This is a genomic window from Rhodanobacter spathiphylli B39, assembly GCF_000264295.1.
Classification (GTDB): domain Bacteria; phylum Pseudomonadota; class Gammaproteobacteria; order Xanthomonadales; family Rhodanobacteraceae; genus Rhodanobacter; species Rhodanobacter spathiphylli.
Window position 1 is genome coordinate 42,921 of sequence record NZ_AJXT01000033.1, and the last position, 22,345, is coordinate 65,265.

Here is a 22,345-nt window from a genome sequence, read left to right on the forward strand (position 1 = left end):
GACCGGGTCGGGATGAACCCGTTTCGACAACGCACCTGGGGAAAACTTGACCCGGGCAGGAATGCGAAGGTGCGCGCCGCGCGTGCCGCTCAGTCCGGGCGGAACTGCCTGGTCTCGATGCCGTTCTTCAGCAGCAGCTTGCCGAGCTGGCGACGCTCGGTGCCGGACAGGCGGGCGGCGGCACTGATGTTGCCGCAGGCCTGCTGCATCAACCGGGTGAGGTAGTCCAGTTCGAACTGGCGGATGGCATGCAGCTTGGCCGCGGCGAATGCCAGGTCCGGTTCATGGGCACGCCGGCGCGGGGCGGCCGCGATACCCGCGAATGCCGGTTCGACCGCGCGCAACCGGGCCAGTCCGATGACCGCCTCTTCGCTGCCCAGGTAGGCTCGCAGCGCCACGTGGTCCAGTTCGCGCACATTGCCCGGCCACGCATGCGCCATCATTGCCTCGATGGCGTCGTCGCCCCAGCGCCTGGCCGGGCCCTGCAGCCGCCGCGCCACGGCGTCGAGGAAATGCCGGGCCAGCAGGGCGACATCGTCGCCACGCTCGCGCAGGGGAGGCAGCCGCAGGTACAGCGCGTTGAGCCGGTAATGCAGGTCGCGGCGGAAGCGTCCGGCTGCCACCTGCCGTTCCAGGCTGGCGTTGGTGGCGGCGATGATGCGCGCATCGGAGACGCGCGCCGCGCCACCGCCGACCGGACGGTATTCGTTGTCCTGCAGGAAGCGCAGCAGGGTCACCTGGCCCTTGTCCGACAGCGCGTCGACCTCGTCCAGGAACAGGGTGCCGCCACGCGCGTGATCGACCAGCCCGGGCTGGGCCTGCTTGGCGTCGGTGAAAGCGCCGCGACCATGCCCGAACAGTTCGTTCTCGATCAGGCTGTCGGGGATCGCGCCGCAGTTGACCGGCACGAAGGGGTGGTCGCGGCGGGCACCGGCATAGTGGATTTCACGAGCCGCCAGCTCCTTGCCGGTGCCGGTCTCGCCCTCGATCAACACCTGCACGTCGCAGCCGGCGTAACGCTGCAGCTGCGCCCGCACGGCCTGGATTGCCATGGATTGGCCGAGCATCACCGGCATCACCCGCCCCCGCATTCACCCAAAAGAACCCTGGCACGCCATGCCGGCATGCCGCGAAATCCCCCTGGTATCCATCATGGTCCGGCCCTGGCCCACGACCAGCGGCGACGATGCGACAAGCGGGCCGTTGCCGCTGCCGTCCCGGGAGGCCGTTGTCTGTAGTACCTGCGCCCTGGACGCTGTAGTACATCGCCTTGTTCCGGCCTGGCCCCGGCAAACCGCCGCTGTCCTTGCCGTGTCGGGTGTTCAGCGCGGCCGGCGTCAGCTCCGATCGCGCCCACGCAAAACCCGCAACCGCTTGGCCGACAGCAGCGCCAGCGCCAGCAGGGTCACCACCACCGACGCCCAGCGCAGATGTGCCTCGTGCAGGGCAAGCGCAGCGAAAATCAGCGCCCCGGCGAACAGTTCCAGCAGCCACTGGCGTGCCTTCTGCCGGGGCAGATCGGGCGCCAGCCCGGCAAGGAATGCGACATGCAGCCACAGCACCGCCATGCAGGCGTAGGTAGCGCCCAGCGCTATCCCGTAGACCAGCAGGCCCTGGCCCTGCTGAAAGCCCTCGAACACGAAGCGGATCACCACCGGCATCAGCGCCACCAGGCTGAGCAGCAGCAGGTTGATCGCCGTGCCCACCGGGTCGATGTCGCGCAGATGGGCCACGATGCGCCGATGGAAGGCCCACACCGTGCCGATCAGGAAGAAGCTCAGGAAATAGATCAGCAGGGGCGTCGCCCAGGCCTCCCACAGCGTTCTACCCGGCAACGCCTCGGGCTTGATCTCGATCGCCGACAGCGTGATGGCGATGGCGAACACGCCATCGGAAAGCATGACCAGTCGGTCCAGGTGACGCTGGCCGACGTGATGATCCGAAACCGCCTGCGTGACGCGATGATCCATCGTCTCCTTCCCCTTCGTTCGCCTGTGGCCGAATGCCGCATGATGCCGCAGATCACCGCGCGGGTCTGCGACAGGCAGGCGGTGGATCGCGTATCCTTGGCAGCCACGTCGCCGCGCTCATTCCGGCGCTCGCAAGGCACCGTGGCCACACTGGCACCCTCCCCGCGAGTCCCCAGCTCCGCCTCGCCGGAGGGCCCGGCGCGCGACTCCCCGAACCAGCGACGACGCGAGACAACCGACATGGTGGCAATGGCAACCGAGCACGTGATCGACGTGCAGCACTGGAACGACAGCCTGTTCTCGTTCCGCACCACGCGCGATCCCGGCTTCCGCTTCGACAGCGGCCAGTTCGTGATGATCGGCCTGGAAACGGACGGCCGTCCGCTGATGCGCGCGTACTCGATCGCCAGCGCCAGCTGGGAGGAGCACCTGGAGTTCTTCTCGATCAAGGTCGCCGACGGCCCACTGACCTCGCGCCTGCAGCACCTGAAGCCCGGCGATCCGCTGATCGTCACGCGCAAACCCACCGGCACCCTGGTGCTGACCGACCTCAAGCCCGGGAAGAACCTGTACCTGCTGGGCACCGGCACCGGGCTGGCGCCGTTCATGAGCATCATCCGCGACCCCGACACCTATGAGCGCTTCGACCGGATCGTGCTGGCCCACGGCGTGCGCCGGATCGAGGACCTTGCCTACGCGCACTATCTCGAACACGAGCTGCCGCAGCACGAATACCTGGGCGAGCTGGTGCGCGAGAAACTGATCTACTACCCCACCGTGACCCGCGAACCGTTCCGTCACCGCGGCCGCATCACCGACGCGATCGTCGATGGCGTGATGAGCGAGGCGGTCGGCCTGCCGCCGCTGAACCCGGTCACCGACCGCGTGATGCTGTGCGGCAGTCCGGCGATGCTGGACGACCTGTGCGCCCTGCTCGACGGCCGCGGCTTCCAGGCCTCGCCGCGCACCCGTGCGCCGGGCGACTACGTGATCGAGCGGGCCTTCGTGGAGAAGTAGCCGGGCGGGCGAGCGGTGGTGTTCCCGCCGCGCCGCCTTGTTTCTGCTTCAATGCAGGCATCGCCACGCGGGAAACACCAGCCGATGGATATCGCCCTGTACGTGCTCGCCGCCCTGCTGATCGTCGGCGGCCTCGCCGGGTCGGTGCTGCCGGCCCTGCCGGGCATCCCGATGGTTTTCGGCGGGATCTGGCTGGTCGCCGCCGTGGACGATTACCGGCACCTGGGCCTGTGGTGGCTGCTGATCATCGGGGCGCTGGGCACGCTCGGCGTCATCGTCGACTTCATCGCCGGCACGCTGGGCGCCAAACGGGTCGGCGCCAGCCAACGCGCGTTGTGGGGCGCCACCATCGGCACCTTTGTCGGCATGTTCTTCGGCATCCCGGGCCTGCTGCTCGGGCCGTTCGCGGGCGCGCTGGTCGGCGAGCTCGCCTCCGGCACCAGCGTGCTGCGTTCGGCGCACGTGGGTGCGGCGACGTGGCTTGGACTGTTGCTGGGCACCCTGTTCAAGCTGGTGCTGTCGTTCCTGATGGTGGGCCTGTTCGGCCTGGCGATGCTGTTCGGCTGAACCGCTCGGCGACGCGGCGGACTCACACGGGCCCGTCGGGAATCACGTACAGCAGCACGGCGAGGAAGTGCAGCACGCTGCCGGCCAGCACGAACACATGCCACAGCGCGTGGTGATACGGCAGTCGTCGCCACAGGTAGAACGGCACGCCCAGGGTATAGGCCAGGCCGCCGGCCAGCAGCAGCGCGGTGCCGCCGCCCTGCAGGTGCTTGCTGAGCGGCTCGAAAGCCACCATGCCGATCCAGCCCATCCCCACGTACAGCAACACCGCCAGCTTGTGGTAGCGCTTGAGCAAGCCGAGCTCGAGCGCGCTGCCCGCCAGGGCCAGCGTCCACACCGCGGCAAACAGGCTCCAGCCCCACACCCCGGGCAGCGCGATCAGGGTGAACGGGGTGTAGGTGCCGGCGATCAGCACATAGATCGCGATGTGATCGAGCGCGCGCAGCGTCGGCTTGGCGGCGACCAGGGGGATCGAGTGATACAGCGTGGAGGCGGTGTAGAGCAGCACCAGCGAGGTGCCGAACACCGCGCAGGCCACCACCGTCAACGCATTGCCATGCAGGGCCGCGAAGGCCACCAGGGTCGCCAGGCCGGCGATGCTCAGCACGATGCCCAGGCCGTGGATGATGCTGCTGGCAAGTTCGTCGCCGAAGCTGTAGCTCGGCATGGCGGTGCCGGACAAGGCGGTCATGGGTTTCTCCGGGGAACGCGGGGACGCGCAGCTCTACCTTAACCGCGCGCCCGCCTTGTGCATACCGCGGCGCATGGTCGCGCCGTCACACTATTCGATGATGAAGGCACCGAAGGCCACGCCCAGGTTCCAGCCCTCGCCCTTGCCGCTGAGCGCCAGCGAGACGCTGCCCTTGGTCAGCACCTGCGCAGCGGCGGATTTCGACGCGCCCGCATGTGCCTCGGCATCGGCATAGCTGCCCAGCACGTCGCGCACGCCGGTCACGCCGCTGAACTTGCCGATGCCGTTGCTGATCTTCGTCTTGCCGAAGGTCAGGCCACCGCCCTTGGCCCGCAGCTTCACGTTGAGGCTCTGGCCGTTGCTGCAGCGGACCGTGCCGGTGCCCTTGGCGGTCTTGTAGAACACCGACCAGCCGGACAGCTGGAAAGTCATCTTGCACGAAATGTCGCCCGCCCGCGCCGGCGCACCCAGCATCAGTCCGCTGCACGCCAGCACGACCACGCCCGCCCATTTGATCACGTTCATCCTGTTGCCTCGTCGCCTGCCGGCCGGTTGCCGTCGCCTGATTGTTGCAGGACAGCTGCGCGCTTCGCGAGCGCCAGTGTCCGCACGGCGGCGGGGACTGATGGTCGGGGGCGCAGCCGCAGAAAAAATCCCCGGCGGACGACCGCACCCGGCAAACCCGCATTTGGCCATCCAGACGTCCTGTTGCGCAAGTGCGGTTTGGCGGCATAGGCTCGGGTCGCGGCAGCACGATCCCCCTGCTCACGCAGCGTGACCGCCGCAACATCCCCACCGATGTCAGGAGGTTGACCATGTCTCCCGCAAGCCTGGCTGTTGCTCACCGTACCCATCCCGACCCCGCGCGCATCGCGGCCATCAGCGCCGCCATCGCACTCAACCTGGCGGTGATCATGATCGCGACGAGGCCTTCGGGCCCGGCGTTCTTCCACGCGATCCAGCGGCTCAACCCGATACCCACGATCAGCTTCATTCCGCCACCGGAGCCGGTGATACCGCCACCACCGGTCGAGGTGCTGCCGCTGCCGCATCCACCCGTGGCGCCACCGGTGGTCCACCACCTGACGCCGATCAGCCCGCCGGTGGCGACACCCGTCGCCGACGGCAACGTGCCGGTGGCGCCGGTCACCACGCCCACCCTGCTGCCGGCGGGCACGACCACCGGACCCGCGGTGGACACCGCACCGGTCGAAGCCAGCCTGGCCTATCGTTCGGCCCCGCTGCACTTCCCCACCCGCGCGTTGCAGCAACGCATGCACGGCACCGTGCTGCTGCGCGTGCTGGTGGATGAGACCGGCAAACCGGTGCAGGTGACGGTGGAGCGCGGCAGTGGTTACCTGCTGCTGGATCGCAGCGCCATCCAGCAGGTGCTGGACGGCTGGCGCTTCCAGCCCGCCATGGTCGACGGACGGGCGGTGCGTGCGCTGGCGCGGGTGCCGGTGACGTTCAATCTGCGCGAATGAAGGGCGCCGCGACACGGCGCCCGGGCCGTTCCGGCGGCACGCCGGGCGCCGTCGTCACGGCTGTCCAGCTCAACAACCTGTTAACGATGCGCATGATCCACTTGCGTCCATTCACCCTGCCAGGTTCCACGCATGGGCACGCATCGACACCTCCTGAAAACCCTGCGCAGCATCGCGATCGAACACGCCGGCTCCGCCCAACCCGACCTTGCCTCGATGGCCCGCGAACTGGGCCGCGTGGTGCACCAGGACGCCTCGTCCATCGCCACCCGGCTGGCCTCGCTGCGGCGGCGGCAGCGCGGCTTCGAGCAGATCCTGCTGACCCGGCGCAACAAGCCGCCACTGAGCCTGTGGATCGTCGCCTGGCCGGCGAACCACGTTTCCCCGCTGCGCGAACATGGCGCGTGGGGGCTGGAGATGGCCCTGGTCGGCGCACTGGAAGTGCAATCCTGCCGGCGCGAAGCCGCCTCGAACGAACTGACGGTGCAGGATCGCCAATGGCTTGGCCCGGGTGACGGCGCCTGGTTCGACGGCGAGGCCCGCCAGCTGCGCCGCTGCCGCAACCTGTCGCGCTACGAGACAGCCCTTTCGCTACACGTCTACGGCGATGACATGGCCGACTACGCCACGGCCGGGCGGGTCGGGCCGGCCGGGCAGCTGATGGTCGCGCCACGCCGCATCACCGCCAGCCGCATGCACGGCTGATCTGCAACCCGACGAAAGAAGCGCCATGTTTCGACGCCTTGCCATCATCGGCGGTGGTGCCGCGGCCGCCAGTTTGCTCAGCGAACTGCTGGAACGCGACGCCACCCCGCCCTTGCAACTGGACTGGTTCACCGGCGGTGGCCATCCCGCCCGCGGCGTGGCGTACGCCACCACGTCCGAGCAGCACCTGCTGAACGTGCGGGCGGCATCGATGAGCATGTTCGCCGGCAAGCCGCGCGGTTTCCTCGACTTCGTGCAGCGCAGCGATCCGGCCGTCAACGGCACCGACTTCCTGCCGCGCCGACTGTACGGTGACTACCTCGAGGCCGAGGTGGCGAGGGCGCTGAAGCAGGGCCGGGCACGCGGCCATCACGTCAACCTGATTCCCATCGCGGTGGATGCGCTGGTGCCGGAAACCGATGGCGTCACCGTGATCCATGGCGAGGAAAGCCATCACGTCGACGCGGCCGTGCTGGCCATTGGCGCGCTGCCGCCGCAGCCGCTGGGCGTGGTGGGCGAAGCGGCGCTGGCCAGCGGGCGCTACGTCGTCGATCCATGGCGCCTGCTGGCCGCCGCCGAGCAGATACAGCCGCCGCGCAAGGTGGTGCTGGTGGGACTGGGGCTGACCGCCGTCGATGTGGTGCTGGAACTGTCCGCGCGCTGGCCGCAGGCCGGGTTCGTCGGCCTGTCCCGGCACGGCCGCTTTCCCGAAGCTCACCTGCGCAACGCGGCATTGCCCGTCGACGATGGTGCCGGGCTGGTCGAGGCGATGCGCGATGCGCCGGAAATCCGCCAGTGGACACGCCTGCTGCGCGAGGCCATCGGCCAGCCCGGCATCGAATGGCGGGCCGTGGTGGACAGCCTGCGCCCGCACCTCTCCGGCCTGTGGGCCGAACTTCCGCTGGAGCAGCGCTCGCGTTTCATGCGGCACGCCCGGTGGGCGTGGGAGCGCGCGCGTCATCGCATGGCGCCGGCAGTCCACGACGCGGTTGATGCCCTGGAGCGCAGCGGCCGGCTGCAGCGTCGATGCGGGCGGCTGCGCGCGGTGGAGGTCGATGGCGCCTCGCTGCGACTGACCCTGGCCCACGCCGGCGTCGTCGAGACGCTGGACGCCGACCTGGTGATCCAGACGGTCGGGCTGGAGACGGACCTGCGACGCAGCGATCATCGACTGATCAGCCAGTTGCTCACCAACGCCCACATCGAGGCCGATCCGCTGGGCCTGGGCGTGATCGCCGACCGCAACGGCCACCTGCATCACGCAGGCCAGCCCTGGCCCCATCTGTTCGCGATCGGCAGCCTGTTGCGCGGCACCCTGTGGGAATCCACCGCGATGCCGGAAATCCGCCAGCAGGCACGTCAGCTGGCCGACCGGTTGCTGGACGGCTGAAATCCCGTGGGCCCGGCGATCCTTGCCCGAAACGCCGGCGTCGGCGCGGACCCTCCGTGATGGTGCCAGCGAAAAGGGAGCCGTCGGCGACGCCGGCGGCTCAAGCGGGGAAACGGGTCCGGATCTGGCGGGCGCAGCAACCCGTCGCCGGGTTGCCGCCGCCCGTGCACGTCAGAAGTCGTAGGTGAGGCCAAACCGCACATAGCGCGGCTGCGACTGGGATACCGCCATGCCGTAGGTGGGATCGAGCGCACCAGTTTCGCCATAGAACGGCGAGGTCTGGGTGGTGACGCGGTTGTCCAGCACGTTGTAGACCATCACGTTGAAGGCCAGCTGCTTGTCCGCCCACGCCGGGCGATATTCCGTGCTCAGGCTCAGCGTGATCTGCCACGGGTTGTGTCCCGCATCACCCGGGCGCGACGCCACGCCACCGCACCAGTGGTAGTAGTCGCCGTAGCCGGTCGGGTTGGTTTCCGCGGGACCGAACTTGCCGAGGCAGCTGCGCGGCGCGCCGGAGATGACCGCCAGGTTGCCCGACACCAGCCACTCCGCCGCCAGCTGGTAGGAGCCATACGCCTTGAGCTGGTGGCGACGACTGTTCGACAGCTCGCCGTTGGAGTATTCCATCAGCGAGGCAAAGTCCCAGTCGACCGTGGCCGACACGTCGGTCTGGCCGATGTCGGTGCGCACCTGGCCTTCGCTGTTGCCGTAGCTGCGCGAGAACAGGTAGTCGATCCTGCCGAACCACTTGCCGTCGAAGGGATGCTCCAGATAGACGTCCATGCCGTAGTAATGGCGCTTGATGCCGGAAGCGAAGCCGAAGTCGGCGGTGGTCATCGGCACCGCGTAGTAGCCACTGCCGTCCAGCCTGGCGACCTTCAGGATGTTGGTGCGGCCCGGGTTGAACAGGTAGGCGCCGGAAATCCGGCTGGCATCGTAGGTCCCCGGGTCGATGCCCATGCGATCCATCTTCGCCGCCACCGATGCCGAATCGCTGTAGTCGTCGATCGCCGTGCGCAGGTTGCGATAGGTGGCTTTCGCACCGTAGACCCAGGCATCGCCCAGCTTCCTGTCGAAGCCGGCGATGAATTCGTCCTGGTACTCGGACTTCAGGTTGGTGGCCGCGACCGTGTTCGGGTCCTTCGACTGGCCGTATTCGCGGTTGGCCGAGATCGGCGCGCCGGGCCCGCGGCTGGTGTCGATCGGGGTCAGCCCGGTCGGCTGGCCATGGGCATCGATGCCGGTATAGGTGAAGTATTCGCGGGTATACAGCGGCGCACCGGCCTGGCGCATCGCCACCGTGGCCGGCATCGCCAGGAAGTAGCGGCCGGCGTTGCCGTACACCTTGAAACTGGAGTCGCCCAGCACGTCCCAGCTGAAGCCGACGCGGGGCGCCCATTGCGGCTTGGTCAGGCGCAGGTAGGCCACGCCGTTGGGGTTGTAGTTGGTGAACTGGTCATTGCGGATACCCAGCTTGACCAGCCAGCGGTCGTCAATCTGCCAGGCGTCTTCGAGGTACTGGGCGCGCTGCTCCACGCGCACCGAGCCGCCGCCGTAGCGCTTGTATTTCGCCACGTAGTAACCCGTCTCGCCACCGGCATAGCCGTTCGGCGCGGCGACATAGGGATCGTCGCCCGGCGCCCCGATGATCGGATTGCCCGGTGCGCCCTTGTCGTATTCCCACGCAAAGCCCTGGCCGGCCATCTTGTTGCCGTCGTGCAGGTCCTTGACCGACTGGTTGTCGATGCCGCCGGTGAGCGTGTGGTCGCCCAGGTGGTAGCTGAGGTCTATGCGCAGGTTGGTGTTCTGCGTCGTGTGTGCCGGGTCGTTCACCGCGCCGATAGTGCCCGGGCTGGCGATGACGGTGCCGCCATTGAGCGCCGGGTTCTGGTTGTACGGGGAATACAGGCGCGGATAGGTCGGATCGTAGCCGATGATCTCGTTGTAGTAGGTGCCATCCATGCGCCCGTACAACGCCGCAAGCGTCAGGTCGTCGGTGATGTAGCTGGTGAACTTGCCCGTGTACAGGTCCGCGCCGACCTTGCTGGACACGGCGTGGCTGTTGAAGCTGACGGTCTTGCCGCTGGCATAGTCGTAGTTGTAGACGTCGGCGGCATACGCCTGCCTGGTCGAGGCGCCGGCAATTTCCAGGATGTTGCTGTCGTTGATGTTCCAGTCCAGCTTGGCGTACCACTTCGGATAGTCGTTGCGGTAGCGCGTGCTGAGGTTTGAATCGGTGGAGCTGGTGCTGTTGCCCTGGCGACGTTCGGCCTCGACCGACGCGAACAGGAACAGCCTGTCCCTGACCAGCGGTCCGCCGGCATACACGCTGCCCACGGTCGTCCACGATTTCTCGTCGGCGTTGCGGTTGTACAGCGTGCCCTTGTCCGGGCCGCTGACGTAGTCGATGTCGCGTTGCTCGCCACGCGAGAACGCCGGCGTCCACGACAGCTGCGCACCGAAATGCCACGCGTCCGTGCCGCGCTTGCCCACCTGGTTGATCACCCCGCCGTCGGAGCGCCCGTAGGCAGCGCTGTAGCCGCCGCTGAGGATTTCCTGCTGGTCGATCGAGCCGTACGGCAACGCAAACCCGCCAAAGCCGCTGAGCGGATCGGTGGTGTTGAATCCGTTGATGTAATACGCGTTCTCGGTCACCGACGAGCCACCGAAGGAGACCAGCGGGTTGCCGGTCGGACCACCGAAGTAGCTGCTGCCGGCCACCACTCCGGGTGCCAGCAGGGCAATCGCCTCGGCGCTGCGGGCCAGCGGCAGGCGCGCCAGCTGTTCGGAAGTGATCACGGTGCGGGAGTCGACCGAGGTGACGTCGATCGCCGGCAGTGCGCTGGCGGTGACCGACACCGCCGCCAGGTCCCTGGCCTTCCCGCCAGCGGCCGGCGCAAACGACACCTCGGTACCCGAGCCGATACGCAGGCTCACCTGGGTGCGCGAGTCCAGCACCTGGCCGTCACGCACCAGGTTGACCGTGTAGGTGCCCAGTGGCAGCGAGTTGAGTGCATAGCGACCCTGCGCATCGACCGTGGCCTGGCGCGTCACGCCGGATGCACTGCTTGCCACCACGGTGGCGCCGACGGCATTCGGCACCTGGCCGAAGATGCTGCCCGTGGTGGCCTGACCGTGGGCCGCGCCGACCAGGCCGAGGCCCGATGCAAGGGCGAGCACGAGCATGTTCCGACGAAGTTGCGCGCCCCGCACGGGGGAAAGACTGTTCATGGATGGTTCTCTCCAGAAGCGATTCGGATCGGATCGAGCCGCGTCGTGCATGCATCGGCGAGCGCGGCATGGCCGGGGAGGAAGTGCTGGCGCCGCCATCGCGTTGCATGGACCTGCCCCGATCGGCCCGCTGCACGCCGTCGTGCTCGCCCACGTTCGCTGACGCGCCGTCCCCGCACGCGGCGACTCGTGTCGCACAACGGAACAGAGCGTGGGGGAGATCGCCGGCAGGCGTCTTGTGGATTCACCGCGACGCCGGCGCGGAAATCCGCACAGCGCTAGGCATGCGGCGCCGCTGCGTGTCCCAGGTGATGTCAGGGCGCGGCGCTGACCTGCAGGCTGCGGAAATCCCGTGGCGTCATGCCCACGGTGGCCTTGAACTGGCGGGCGAACGCGCTCTGGTCGGTGAAGCCGCAGGCCAGTCCGATGTCGGCAACGCTGCCGGCTCCCTGCAGCAGCCGCATCGCCGACTCGATGCGCAACTTCGTCAGCACCTGTTGCGGGCTGAGCTGGAACACGTGGCGAAAATGCCGTTCGAGTTGCGCCACCGAAAGCTCGGCCAGCGCGGCGAGCGTGTGCACGCGCAGGCTTTCGGCGAAATGCGCCTGCATGTATTCGATCACCCGGATCAGCCGCGGGTAGGTCGGATGGCGACCGTCGGGCTTGCGCAAGTCGCGCGATATGCCGATCACCCCGCATATGTCGCCGCGTTGCCGCAGCGGATACTTGCAGGTGAGGCACCATCCCGGTGCGCGGTTGGGCAGGATGTGCACTTCGAGCTGGTTCTCGATGGTCTCGCCGGTCAGCGCCCGCCGATCCTGCGAGGCATAGGACACGCCCAGCGTGCGCGGGAACACGTCGGCGACATGGCGCCCCACCACCTCTTCGCGACGCTTCATGCCCAGCCGCCTGACCAGGGTCAGGTTGGCGTGGGTATAACGTCCCGAACAGTCTTTGACGAAGAACACCACATCCGGCAAGGCATCGAACAGGCCTTGCAGCTGACATGCCGAAATCTTCATGTCCATCGGATTCTCCCCGGCTCCCTGATGCAACGGAACAACCGGGCTGGACAGTAGCAAGCCGCAAGGCCTCGTGGGGACACTGTGCCGATTTCCGCATCGAAGCATCACAGGCTCGCCTAGACGCCTCCGGGCATCCGCCACGACCATGATCCGATGCACACCATCCACGTCATCGACTCACACACCGGCGGCGAGCCGACCCGCGTCGTCATCGGCGGCATGCCCGACCTCGGCGGCGGCTCACTGGCCGAACAGCGCCAGCGCTTCCAGCAGCACCACGATCGCTGGCGCAGCGCGATCGCCTGCGAGCCGCGCGGCTCGGACACGATGGTCGGCGCGCTGCTGCGACCGCCAAGCCGGCCGGGCTCCTGCACCGGCGTGATCTTCTTCAACAACGTCGGCTACCTCGGCATGTGCGGCCACGGCAGCATCGGCGTGATCCGCACCCTGCTGCACCTGGGCCGGATCGGCCCCGGCCGGCACGCGCTGGACACGCCGGTGGGCACGGTGGGCGTGGAGCTGCATGCCGATGGCCGCGTATCCATCGACAACATCGAAAGCTACCGGCACGCCGCCAATGTGGTGGTCGAGCTGGCCGGTCATGGGCCGGTGCGCGGCGACATCGCCTGGGGCGGCAACTGGTTCTTCATCACCGGCGACGCGCCCTGCCCGCTGGAGATCCGGCACCAGCGCACCCTGAGCACGTACGCCGAAGCGATCCTCCACGCACTCGCCGCCGAGGGCATCAGCGGCGCCAACGGCGAGCCGATCGACCACGTCGAGATCAGCGTGGACACGGCGACCGACGGCATCGACGCGCGCAACTTCGTGCTGTGCCCCGGCCTGGCCTACGACCGCTCGCCCTGCGGCACCGGCACCAGCGCCAAACTCGCCTGCCTGGCCGCCGACGGCAAGCTTGCCCCGGGCGCCAGCTGGCACCAGCAAGGCATCCTGGGCAGCGTGTTCGAAGGCCGCTACAGCGTTGGCGAGCGGGGCGTGCTGCCGCGCATCAGCGGCCGCGCGCACATCACCGGCCAGGGCGTGTTGCTGATCGATGACGACGATCCGTTCGGCTGGGGCTGCAGCGCGCCGTGAGCCGTTACGACCTCATCGTGGCCGGCGCCGGCATCGTCGGCGCCAGTTGCGCCAACGAGGCCAGCATCGCCGGCCTGCGCGTGGCCATCGTGGAACCGGGTCCGGTCGGCGGCGGCGCCACCGCCTGCTCGATGGGTCATCTGGTCGCGATGGACGACGACCCGGCCGAGCTGGCACTGGCGCGCTATTCGTTGCGGCGCTGGGAAGCCTTCGCCCACCTCGCCGAAGCGGAGTTCAGCCGCTGCGGCACCTTGTGGGTGGCGCGCAACGACGGCGAGGTCGCCGGCATCGCCGCGCGGGTCGCGCGACTGAACGCCGCCGGCGGCGAAGCGCACGCGGTGGATGCCCGGACACTTTACGAACTGGAGCCGGCGCTGGCGGCGGGCCTGGCCGGCGGCATGCTGGTGCCGGCCGAGGCGGTGGTCTATCCGCCACGGGTCGCCCAGCATCTGGTGCGCTGCGCGCAACAGCGCGGCGCGCGGTTGCATGCCGGGCGTTCGGTGCGCAGGCTGGGACGCGCCTCGGTCACCCTTGATGACGGCAGCCTGCTCACCGGTCCGGTGTTGCTGGCCACCGGCTGTGCGCTGCCCCGGCTGTTGCCGCAACTGCCGCTGCGCCCGCGCAAGGGCCACCTGCTGATCACCGAACGCTACCCGGGCCTGCTGCGCCACCAGGTGCTCGAACTGGGCTATGCCGACAGCGCCCATGGCGATGCGGCCAGCAGCGTCGCCTTCAACGTGCAACCCCGGCCGACCGGCCAGCTCCTGGTCGGTTCGTCGCGCGAGTTCGACGTGGAGGATCCGGCCGTGTCGCCGGCGATGCTGCAGCGGATGCTGCGGCATGCGTTCCGCTTCATGCCCGCATTGCGGCAGTTGCAGGGTTTGCGTGCGTGGACCGGCCTGCGTCCGGCGACACCGGATGGACGGCCATATCTCGGCGCCGTCCCCGGCCACCCGGACCTGTGGGTGGCCGCCGGCCACGAGGGACTGGGCGTGACCACCGCGCTGGGCAGCGCGCGATTGCTGATCGACCTGCTGCTCGGTCACGCACCCGCCATCGACCCCGCACCGTACTCGCCGGCGCGGGTGCTGGCATGAACACGGTGAACCTGTCGATCAACGGTCACGCCGTCACGGTGCCCGCCACGGCGAGCGTGGCGGCGGCGATCGCGACGACCCCGGCGGCGTGCTTCCGGCGCTCGGTGAACGGACAGCCGCGTGCCGCGCTGTGCGGCATGGGCGTGTGCTTCGAGTGCCGCGTGCGCATCGACGGCAACCCCCACGTGCGCGCATGCATGACCCCGGTTGGCGAAGGCATGCAGGTGCATACCGATGACTGAGCACTACGACGTGCTGGTGGTTGGCGCCGGTCCCGCCGGTCTCGCCGCAGCCCAGGCCGCCGCCAGCCACGGCGCCCGCGTGGGCCTGGTCGATGCACAGGCTCGCCAGGGTGGCCAGGTCTGGCGTCACGACGCCGTGCACGGCACGCCACGCGCCGCGAGCCGGGCCATCAACGCCAGCGTCGGTACGCGGGTGCCGGTCACCTGGCTGGCCCGGCACCAGGTGATCGCCGCGCAGTCGCAGCGGCTGTGCGCGGAAACCCCGCTGGGCGCCGTGGAGCTGTCGTTCGGTCGTCTGGTGATCGCCACCGGCGCACGCGAACTGTTGTTGCCGTTTCCCGGCTGGACCCTGCCCGGCGTGACTGGCGCCGGCGGACTGCAGGCCCTGGCCAAGCAGGGCTGGCCGGTGCGAGGAAAGCGCGTGGTGGTGGCGGGCAGCGGACCGTTGCTGTGGGCGGCGGCCGCCAGCCTGCGGCGGCACGGCGCGCGGGTGCTCGGCATCCACGAGCAGGCTTCGGCGGCTGCGATGCGCGCGTTCGCGCTGCAGCTCTGGCGCTGGCCGGGGCGCGTCGCGCAGGCGCTGCAACTGCGCGCCGCCCTGCACGACGTTGCCCATCATTGCGGATCGTTCGTGCGCCGCGCCGACGGCGATGCCGCGGTCACCTCCGTCCAGGTCACCAGCGGCGGCACCTCGATGCGCGTCGACTGTGACCTTCTGGCCGTGGGTCATGGCCTGGTGCCCAACGTGGCGCTGGCCGGCATGCTCGGCTGCGCGATGGATCGCGATGGCGCACACCCCGTGGTGCAAGTCGACGAACTGCTGCGCACCAGCGTGGCGAACATCCACGCGGCCGGCGAGAGTTGCGGCATCGCCGGGCTGTCGGCGGCCCGCATCGAAGGCCGCATCGCCGGCCACATGGCCGCGGGCGCCACGGCAGCGGCAACCTCGCTGCTGCGGCAGCGGCGGCACGCGCGCCGCTTTGGCGAACTGCTCGAGCGGCATTTCGCGCTCGATCCGCGGCTGTACGCGCTGGCCGAACACGACACCATCATCTGCCGCTGCGAGGACGTCACGCTGGGTGCGCTCGATGGCTACACCGATGCCCGCACCGCCCGACTCGCCACCCGTTGCGGCATGGGTGCCTGCCAGGGGCGCGTGTGTGGTACCGCCCTGGCCCAGATGGGCCGCTTCCCCCGCAGCGACTGCCGCCTGCCGATCTTTCCCGCACGACTGGCCACGCTGGCCGACCGTGCCTCGCCCCCGCTTCCTTCCCGCGACTCCGGAGACAACCACCCATGAGCAAGCCCAACCTCTGGCAGGGCGTGATCCCCGCCATCACCACGCCGTTCACCGCTGACGGCCAGGTCGACCACGACTTTCTCGCCAGCCACGCGCGCACCCTGCTCGACGCCGGTTGCACCGGCATCGTGCCGCTGGGTTCGCTGGGCGAGGCGGCCACGCTGGGCTTCGAGGAAAAGGTCGCGATCATGCGCACCCTGGTCGCTGCGGTGGCCGATCGTGCACCGGTGATCCCCGGCATTGCCGCGCTCTCCACCGACGAAGGCGTGCGACTGGCGCGCGAGGCCCGGGCGGCCGGTTGCGCCGCACTGATGGTGTTGCCGCCATACGTGTATTCCTCGGACTGGCGCGAGATGAGCGCGCATGTGACGGCGATCATCGAGGCCACCGACCTGCCTTGCATGCTCTACAACAACCCGGTCGCCTACCGGACCGACTTCTCGCCCGAACAGATCGCCGCCATCGCCGCCGAGCACCCCAACGTGCAGGCGGTGAAGGAGTCGTCCGGCGAGATTCGCCGCTTTGCCGCGCTGAAGGCCTTGCTCGGCGACCGGCTGCATCTGCTGGTGGGCATGGATGACGCGCTCGTCGAAGGCGTGTGCATGGGCGCCAGCGGCTGGATCGCCGGCCTGGTGAATGCCTTCCCGAAGGAGTCGGTGCGCCTGTTCGAGCTGGCCCGTGCCGGCGGCTCGCCGGCGGCGGCCAGCCTCTACGCGTGGTTCCTGCCCTTGCTGCGGCTGGATACGGTGCCCAAGTTCGTGCAACTGATCAAGTTGGTGCAGCAGGTGGTCGGCCTGGGCAGCGAACGGGTGCGCGCGCCGCGGCTGCTCATCGAAGGCGCCGAACGCGAACAGGCGATGCGGACGATCAGGCTCGCCGTGGCCTGCCGACCGGAGTTTTGAAATGGACGTCCAGCCGTCCCTGATCGCCGGCACATGGCGTGCGCCAGAAGCCGCCGGAGCATGGTTTCGCGCCATTGACCCGACCAGCGGCGAAAGCATCGGCCCGGCATTCCCGGTCAACAGCGCCCGCGAAATCGAGGCCGCGCTGGCCAGTGCGGGCGCGGTGGCCGACCAGCTCGCCGCCACGCCGCCGGAAAGCATCGCCGCGTTCCTCGATGCCTACGCCCGGGCCATCGAGGAGGATGCCGCCACGCTGGTGGCGCTGGCGCACGCGGAGACCGCGCTGCCGGCCGAAACCCGCCTGGCGGGGGTGGAACTGGGGCGCACCTGCCGGCAATTGCGGCTGGCCGCGCAGGCCGCCCGCGACTACGACTGGACGCACCCGGTGATCGACACCAGCGGTGGGCTGCGTTCGCATTACGCGCCCTTGCACAAGCCGGTGCTGGTGTTCGGGCCGAACAACTTTCCGTTCGCCTTCAACGCCGTCGCTGGCAGCGACTTCGCCTCGGCCATCGCCGCGCGCAACCCGGTGATCGCCAAGGCGCATCCGTCGCACCCGGCCACCAGCCAGCGGCTGGCGCAGCTGGCCTACGGCGCCCTGCAGCGTGTCGGCCTGCCCGGGGCCGCGATGCAACTGCTGTACCAGTTCGACCCGGCGCTCGGCCTGCAGCTGGCCGGCGACCCACGGCTCGGCGCGATCGGCTTCACCGGCAGCCGCGCCGCCGGCATGGCGCTGAAGGCCGCGGCGGATCGCGCCGGCATCCCGGCGTACATGGAGATGTCCAGCGTCAACCCGGTGTTCCTGCTGCCCGGGGCGCTGGCCGAACGTGGCACCCTGCTGGCCGAGGAGTTCTTCGCCTCCTGCACGATGGGCAGCGGGCAGTTCTGCACCAATCCCGGCCTGCTGGTCGTGCCCGACGATGCCGTCGGCGATGCCTTCGTCAGCGCGGCGCTGGCCCATTTCGCCGCAGCCCCGCCGGCCGTGCTGTTCGGCCGCGGCGTGCGCGACCAGCTGGCGGCGGCGGTATCGGCGCTGCATGACTGGGGTGCGGCCTGCCTCACCGGCGGCAGCTCGGCAAGCCCGGGCTATCGCTACCGGCCGAGTTTGCTGCAGATAGGCGCGCGTGCGTTCCTCAAGCATCCGCGCGAGCTGCAACGCGAGGCCTTCGGTCCGGCCAGCCTGCTGGTACGCGTGGGCGACGCCGACGACATGCTGGCCGTCGCGGCGAGTTTCGAGGGCAACCTCACCGGCACGCTCTACACCGCCGACGATGGTACCGATGACGCCGTCGCGGCCTCGCTGGCGCGCAGCCTGCGCCCGCGGGTCGGTCGGCTGATCATGAACCGCATGCCGACCGGAGTCGCCGTGAGCCCCGCGATGAACCATGGCGGGCCCTATCCCAGCACCAGCCACGCCGGCTTCACCGCCGTCGGCATGCCGGCGGCGATCCGTCGCTTCGCGGCGCTGCATTGCTATGACCACGTCACCGATGCACTGCTGCCGGTTGAACTGCGCGATGCCAATCCGGCCCGGGTCCGCAGACTGGTCGACGGTCACTGGCGCCACGACCCTCTCGCTGCGGCCGCGGGCGTTCCGGCATGAATCCAGCAGACAGTCAGCGGCAGATCGGCGGGCTCGACATGGCCGCGGTGCGCGACCAGTTGCAGCGCTGGCCGGCCATGGCGGTGCCGATCAGCCGTTACGAATACGGCCAGCGCCTGCATCGCGCCCGGCTGCTGATGCGCGAGTTCGGCGTGGACGCCCTGTTGATCACCGCCGGAGCGTCGCTGCGCTACTTCACCGGGATCGCGTGGGGCGCCAGCGAGCGGCTGGTCGCACTGCTGGTCACCTCGCGCGGCACCCCGATCGTCATCTGCCCCGCGTTCGAGACCGGTTCGCTGCAGCACGTGTTGCGGATGGAGGCGGAGGTGCGCCTGTGGGAAGAGCACGAGAGCCCGCATGCGCTGGTGGCGCAGGCGCTGCGCGAGCGACACGCCGGCAACCTGGCGCTGGACCCGGCGGCCACCCATGCCGTGGCCACGCAGCTGGTCGCCGCGCTTGGCCAGCGCCGGCTGAGCGATGCCGCTGCGATCGTCGACGGCTGCCGCATGCGCAAGTCCGTGGCCGAGCTGGCCCTGATGCAGCAAGCAACCGCGATGACCCTGCAGGTGCAGCGGCTGGCCGCCGGCGTGCTGCATGAAGGCATCAGCAACCACGCGCTGGTGCGCTTCATCGACGATGCCCACCGTGCACTGGGCGCGGACGACGGCTCCACCTTCTGCATCGTGCAGTTCGGCCAGGCCACCGCCTTCCCGCACGGCATTCCCGGCGAACAACGGCTGGCGCGCGACGACCTGGTACTGATCGACACCGGTTGCGCCGTGCAGGGCTACAACTCCGACATCACCCGTTGCTATCCGTTTGGCCGTCCGGACGCCCGGCAGGCGGAAGTCTGGCGGCTCGAACACGCCGCGCAGCGCGCCGCGTTCGAAGCGGCCCGCCCCGGCGTGAGCTGCGAAACCGTGGACGCGGCCGCGCGCGCGGTGGTCGAGCGCGCCGGCCTGGGCCCGGACTATCGTCTGCCCGGCATTCCGCACCGCACCGGTCACGGCTGCGGCCTCGCCATCCACGAAGCGCCCTACCTGGTCCGTGGCAACGGCACCGCGCTGCAATCGGGCATGTGCTGCAGCGACGAGCCGATGATCGTGGTGCCGGGCCGTTTCGGTATCCGGCTGGAGGACCACTTCCACGTCACCGAAGACGGCGCGGCATGGTTCACCGAACCCTCGCCGGCGTTCGACCAGCCGTTTGCATGAGCCTCGCCGACCGGCGGACGCCGGTCGGCTGACGAAACGAAGGAGCCCGCGATCGGCGATCGCGGGCTCCTTCGCTTTTCAGCGTGCTGCCGGCAGGATCGAACAGCGGCCGGGCGACCGGCCGCCATCCGAAGCGCTCGCTCAGGGCGTGCTGCGCGCCCTCACGGCCACGTCGGAGTACGGCGCTTTCGCGGTCACCGCCACGTAGTAGTACGTGTTGGCCACGGGCTGGGCGATGTCCACCGACTCGCTGTTGCCCGCATGCACCGAGGACTGGTCAAAGTCCGTCGCCGACGGCCAGCCGCGGTGGCTGACATACAGGTCCGCATCGCCGGTGCCGCCGGCCGTTTCCACGTGCAGGCTGGTCGAGCCGTCCGCCACCAGCATGTAGAAATACCGGGTGTCGCCGGCCCGCGTCGCCTCGACATGGCTGTGCTGGCAACCGCTGGCCAGCGCGGCCGCATCGCCCGTGCATTCGGTCCAGGCCGGTGGCGGGGGCGTGGAGCCGCCATCGAACGATGCGCTCACGACCACGCCTGAATACGGCGCCTTGGCGACGACGGCGACGAAGTAGTAGCCGGCCGTCGCGCGCGGCGTGAGGCTGACGCTTTCGGTGTTGCCGCCGCCGATCGATCGCTGGTCGTAATCCGTCGTGCTGGGCCAGCCACGCCCGCTGACATACAAGTCGGCATTGCCGTCACCGCCGCTGGTGGTGATCTGCAGCGAGGAGGTGCCGGCCGGCAGGTAGACGTAGAAGTACGCGCTGTCGCCGGCGCGGCTGGCCTGCACGTTGCTGATCTGGCAGCCGTCGGCGAGCTGGCCGGACGATCCCGGGCACTCGGGCAGGTTTGCCGGCGGTGGATTGGTCGGCGGTGGCGGCGTGGTGGTGCCGCCGCAGGTCGCGGTATCGCCCTGGTTGGCATGGAGGCAGCTCAGCCAGGTATTCCACTCACCATCGTGGGTGCCGTGGATCGACTGCAGGTAGCCGGCGTAGCCTCCGTAGTTGCCCGGACGGAAGTAGCCCAGGATCTGGCCGACCTGCTGCGGCTGCTTCTCGAACATGTAGCGCACGCCGAGATAGCCCCAGCGATACACCCGCTCCTCACCGCTGTTGTAGTCGTTGTCGTAGATCGTGCTCAGCGCGAACTGGCGGGTGCCCGCATCGGCGATCGCCTCCGGATACGGGATGCCGCGATAGCTGTACGACACGTATTCGGCCAGGCCTTCCACCCACCAGACGCTGGGCACGCTCATCGCGGCATTGAAGTCGCCGTACATGTCGAAGCGACCGTCCAGGTAATGCACGTACTCGTGGGTGAGATTCCACACCTCGAAGGTCGGCCGCATCCATTCCGCTTCATACGCGACGAAGCGCGGCTGGTTGGCCGGATCGGACGGATCGCCTTCCAGGTACATGCCGCCGTTGTTGGTGTCGTTGCCGAAGATCACCCCGGAATACGTCTGGTAATCCGTGCTCGAGTGGAAGATCACCAGTTCGAGCATGGTGTTGTGGTCGTTCGCCACCGGCGTGTTGCCGTCGTTCACCCGGTCGTGGAAGTACTGCTCTTCGTTGATGACCTTGTTGCAGGTGTCCGTCACCTGGGCGGGGGTCAGCGCCTGCGCACGCAGGCGCAGGTCCGGGCTGCACTGCCTGGTGATCGGCAGCACCACCTGGGCCAGCTGGGTCTGGAAGTTGCAGATGCCGAAATAGCTGCAGTCCGCATGATCGTAGAAGTCGGCCACGTCAGCCGTGCCCACCCAGATCGACGCGCCCGCGCCGGTCATGCTGTAGGCCGTAAGGATGCTCTTGACCTGCGGCTTCACCGTGGGCTGCAGCGAGGTGTACTGCAGGAAGCGAGCTAGTTCGCGACTGGCATTGGAGAGCAGGTACTCGTTGTCGGTGCCTACCTCGGCAGCATTGCGCGACACGAAGCCCGACAGGCTGGTGGTGATGCTTGCATCGCTTTGCACCAGCGCCTGGAAGTCCGCGTTGTAGTGACCGCGGAACAATACGGTGAACACGTTGTTCACCGCCGACATCATGTACCAGTACGAGTGGTAGCTCGCGTTGTAGCGATCGAGCAGACCCTTCACCGTGTTCATCTGGTGGGCGTTTTCACCCGAGCTGTCGATCAGGGTGACGAACTCGGCCAGTACCGCGCCGTGGTCGTCATTGACGTCGCGGAAATGCGAGTTCGCCACGAACGCGTCCAGCGCAGGGCGGATGGCATTCTTCAGCGGCGTGCCGTAGGTGCCCACATCCGTGGGGTCGCCGTATTGCACGTAGTAGCCCGCGCGCAGGAACAGGATCAGCTGCAAGGTGCCCGCACTGTTGTTGCCCGCGTAGCTGGCGGCGTTCGACTGCAACGCATTGGCGATCGTCACCATCTTCGCCTGATTGAACACCTGGCCTGCGCTGGCACCGGTCACGCCGAACAAGGTGTTGATGCAACCGTCCACCGACGAATTGCGCACCAGGGTGACCAGGGTGCTGCCGCTGGCCGACGCGAAGGCGTTGACGTCACAGGCGGCCGTGGCCGCGGCCAGACTCCTGCGCAACGAGGTCGACTGGTTGCGTTCGGGACGATCGTAGTCGGTGTACAGGTGCTCGCGCGACGACGATTGTGGCGGGCGCTCGTTCGGCTTGAGTGGACGCAGCTGGTGGTGCCGCAGCGTTGGCTGCAGTCCGGTCGTGCGCAGTGCTGCGGCGGTCGGCGCCGGTGTTTTCTTCTGAACCTTTGTCGGCGCCGCATAAAGCGGCAAGCTGCATCCAAGCGCCAACAGAACCGCACTCACGCATCGCGCGAGTGTC

The 22,345-nt window shown here is 68.8% G+C and carries 19 protein-coding genes; 12 read left to right on the plus strand and 7 right to left on the minus strand.

What is annotated here, in order from left to right:
- Positions 1 to 89: 89 nt before the first annotated feature.
- Both UU7_RS11080 and UU7_RS11085 read right to left on the minus strand, forming a co-directional pair.
- A complete protein-coding gene (locus UU7_RS11080; protein ID WP_157582168.1) occupies positions 90 to 1,067 on the minus strand; it encodes a sigma 54-interacting transcriptional regulator in 978 nt (325 codons plus the stop codon).
- Positions 1,068 to 1,337: 270 nt separating this feature from the next.
- Positions 1,338 to 1,970 carry a TMEM175 family protein gene (locus UU7_RS11085; protein ID WP_007808277.1) on the minus strand — a complete coding sequence of 211 codons (633 nt, stop codon included), beginning with the start codon at positions 1,968 to 1,970 and terminating at the stop codon, positions 1,338 to 1,340.
- A gap of 240 nt (positions 1,971 to 2,210) precedes the next feature.
- Between UU7_RS11085 and UU7_RS11090 the strand changes: the two genes are divergently transcribed.
- Together UU7_RS11090 and UU7_RS11095 are read left to right on the plus strand one after the other, a co-directional pair.
- Positions 2,211 to 2,987, plus strand: coding sequence for a ferredoxin--NADP reductase (locus UU7_RS11090; RefSeq protein ID WP_007808278.1), 777 nt, complete (start codon positions 2,211 to 2,213; stop codon positions 2,985 to 2,987).
- An 84-nt stretch (positions 2,988 to 3,071) separates the two neighbouring features.
- Entirely contained in the window at positions 3,072 to 3,554 is a 483-nt protein-coding gene (locus UU7_RS11095) for a DUF456 domain-containing protein (protein WP_007808279.1), read from the plus strand.
- 22 nt (positions 3,555 to 3,576) lie between these two features.
- On the opposite strand, the gene trhA is transcribed toward UU7_RS11095, so the two are convergent.
- Both trhA and UU7_RS11105 read right to left on the minus strand, forming a co-directional pair.
- Positions 3,577 to 4,245, minus strand: a complete 669-nt coding sequence (trhA, locus tag UU7_RS11100; protein ID WP_007808280.1) for a PAQR family membrane homeostasis protein TrhA — start codon at positions 4,243 to 4,245, stop codon at positions 3,577 to 3,579.
- Between the two features lie 90 nt (positions 4,246 to 4,335).
- On the minus strand, positions 4,336 to 4,770 hold the full coding sequence (locus UU7_RS11105; RefSeq protein WP_007808281.1) for a hypothetical protein: 435 nt from the start codon (positions 4,768 to 4,770) through the stop codon (positions 4,336 to 4,338).
- A gap of 290 nt (positions 4,771 to 5,060) precedes the next feature.
- Here UU7_RS11105 and UU7_RS11110 point away from each other — a divergent pair, with 290 nt between their 5' ends.
- The 3 genes from UU7_RS11110 (at position 5,061) to UU7_RS11120 (ending at position 7,824) form a co-directional block, all read left to right on the plus strand.
- Positions 5,061 to 5,729 carry an energy transducer TonB gene (locus UU7_RS11110; protein ID WP_007808282.1) on the plus strand — a complete coding sequence of 223 codons (669 nt, stop codon included), beginning with the start codon at positions 5,061 to 5,063 and terminating at the stop codon, positions 5,727 to 5,729.
- Between the two features lie 132 nt (positions 5,730 to 5,861).
- Positions 5,862 to 6,434 carry a cupin domain-containing protein gene (locus UU7_RS11115; RefSeq protein WP_007808283.1) on the plus strand — a complete coding sequence of 191 codons (573 nt, stop codon included), beginning with the start codon at positions 5,862 to 5,864 and terminating at the stop codon, positions 6,432 to 6,434.
- 25 nt (positions 6,435 to 6,459) lie between these two features.
- Positions 6,460 to 7,824 carry an FAD/NAD(P)-binding protein gene (locus UU7_RS11120; protein ID WP_007808284.1) on the plus strand — a complete coding sequence of 455 codons (1,365 nt, stop codon included), beginning with the start codon at positions 6,460 to 6,462 and terminating at the stop codon, positions 7,822 to 7,824.
- A 171-nt stretch (positions 7,825 to 7,995) separates the two neighbouring features.
- On the opposite strand, the gene UU7_RS11125 is transcribed toward UU7_RS11120, so the two are convergent.
- Positions 7,996 to 11,010 (minus strand): TonB-dependent receptor, encoded by a 3,015-nt coding sequence (locus UU7_RS11125; protein ID WP_007808285.1) that lies wholly within the window; start codon positions 11,008 to 11,010, stop codon positions 7,996 to 7,998.
- 359 nt (positions 11,011 to 11,369) lie between these two features.
- A complete protein-coding gene (locus UU7_RS11130; RefSeq protein ID WP_007808286.1) occupies positions 11,370 to 12,083 on the minus strand; it encodes an AraC family transcriptional regulator in 714 nt (237 codons plus the stop codon).
- Positions 12,084 to 12,233: 150 nt separating this feature from the next.
- Between UU7_RS11130 and UU7_RS11135 the strand changes: the two genes are divergently transcribed.
- Genes UU7_RS11135 through UU7_RS11165 form a run of 7 tightly spaced genes read left to right on the plus strand, consistent with a single transcriptional unit; the run spans position 12,234 to position 19,533 of the window.
- Complete coding sequence (locus tag UU7_RS11135) at positions 12,234 to 13,175, plus strand: proline racemase family protein (protein ID WP_007808287.1); 942 nt, start codon at positions 12,234 to 12,236, stop codon at positions 13,173 to 13,175.
- Positions 13,172 to 14,272 (plus strand): NAD(P)/FAD-dependent oxidoreductase, encoded by a 1,101-nt coding sequence (locus tag UU7_RS11140; protein ID WP_007808289.1) that lies wholly within the window; start codon positions 13,172 to 13,174, stop codon positions 14,270 to 14,272. Before UU7_RS11135 ends, UU7_RS11140 begins: the two co-directional genes overlap by 4 nt.
- Entirely contained in the window at positions 14,269 to 14,514 is a 246-nt protein-coding gene (locus UU7_RS11145) for a 2Fe-2S iron-sulfur cluster-binding protein (protein ID WP_007808292.1), read from the plus strand. Before UU7_RS11140 ends, UU7_RS11145 begins: the two co-directional genes overlap by 4 nt.
- Positions 14,507 to 15,814, plus strand: a complete 1,308-nt coding sequence (locus UU7_RS11150) for an NAD(P)/FAD-dependent oxidoreductase (RefSeq protein ID WP_007808293.1) — start codon at positions 14,507 to 14,509, stop codon at positions 15,812 to 15,814. Before UU7_RS11145 ends, UU7_RS11150 begins: the two co-directional genes overlap by 8 nt.
- Positions 15,811 to 16,716: a dihydrodipicolinate synthase family protein gene (locus UU7_RS11155; RefSeq protein ID WP_007808294.1), complete on the plus strand. Its 906-nt coding sequence runs from the start codon at positions 15,811 to 15,813 to the stop codon at positions 16,714 to 16,716. The genes UU7_RS11150 and UU7_RS11155 overlap by 4 nt, the downstream gene beginning before the upstream one ends.
- Position 16,717: 1 nt before the next feature.
- A complete protein-coding gene (locus tag UU7_RS11160; protein WP_007808295.1) occupies positions 16,718 to 18,319 on the plus strand; it encodes an aldehyde dehydrogenase family protein in 1,602 nt (533 codons plus the stop codon).
- Positions 18,316 to 19,533, plus strand: a complete 1,218-nt coding sequence (locus UU7_RS11165) for a M24 family metallopeptidase (protein ID WP_007808296.1) — start codon at positions 18,316 to 18,318, stop codon at positions 19,531 to 19,533. The genes UU7_RS11160 and UU7_RS11165 overlap by 4 nt, the downstream gene beginning before the upstream one ends.
- Positions 19,534 to 19,674: 141 nt before the next feature.
- On the opposite strand, the gene UU7_RS11170 is transcribed toward UU7_RS11165, so the two are convergent.
- Complete coding sequence (locus tag UU7_RS11170; protein ID WP_007808298.1) at positions 19,675 to 22,296, minus strand: M9 family metallopeptidase; 2,622 nt, start codon at positions 22,294 to 22,296, stop codon at positions 19,675 to 19,677.
- Positions 22,297 to 22,345 lie beyond the last annotated feature (49 nt).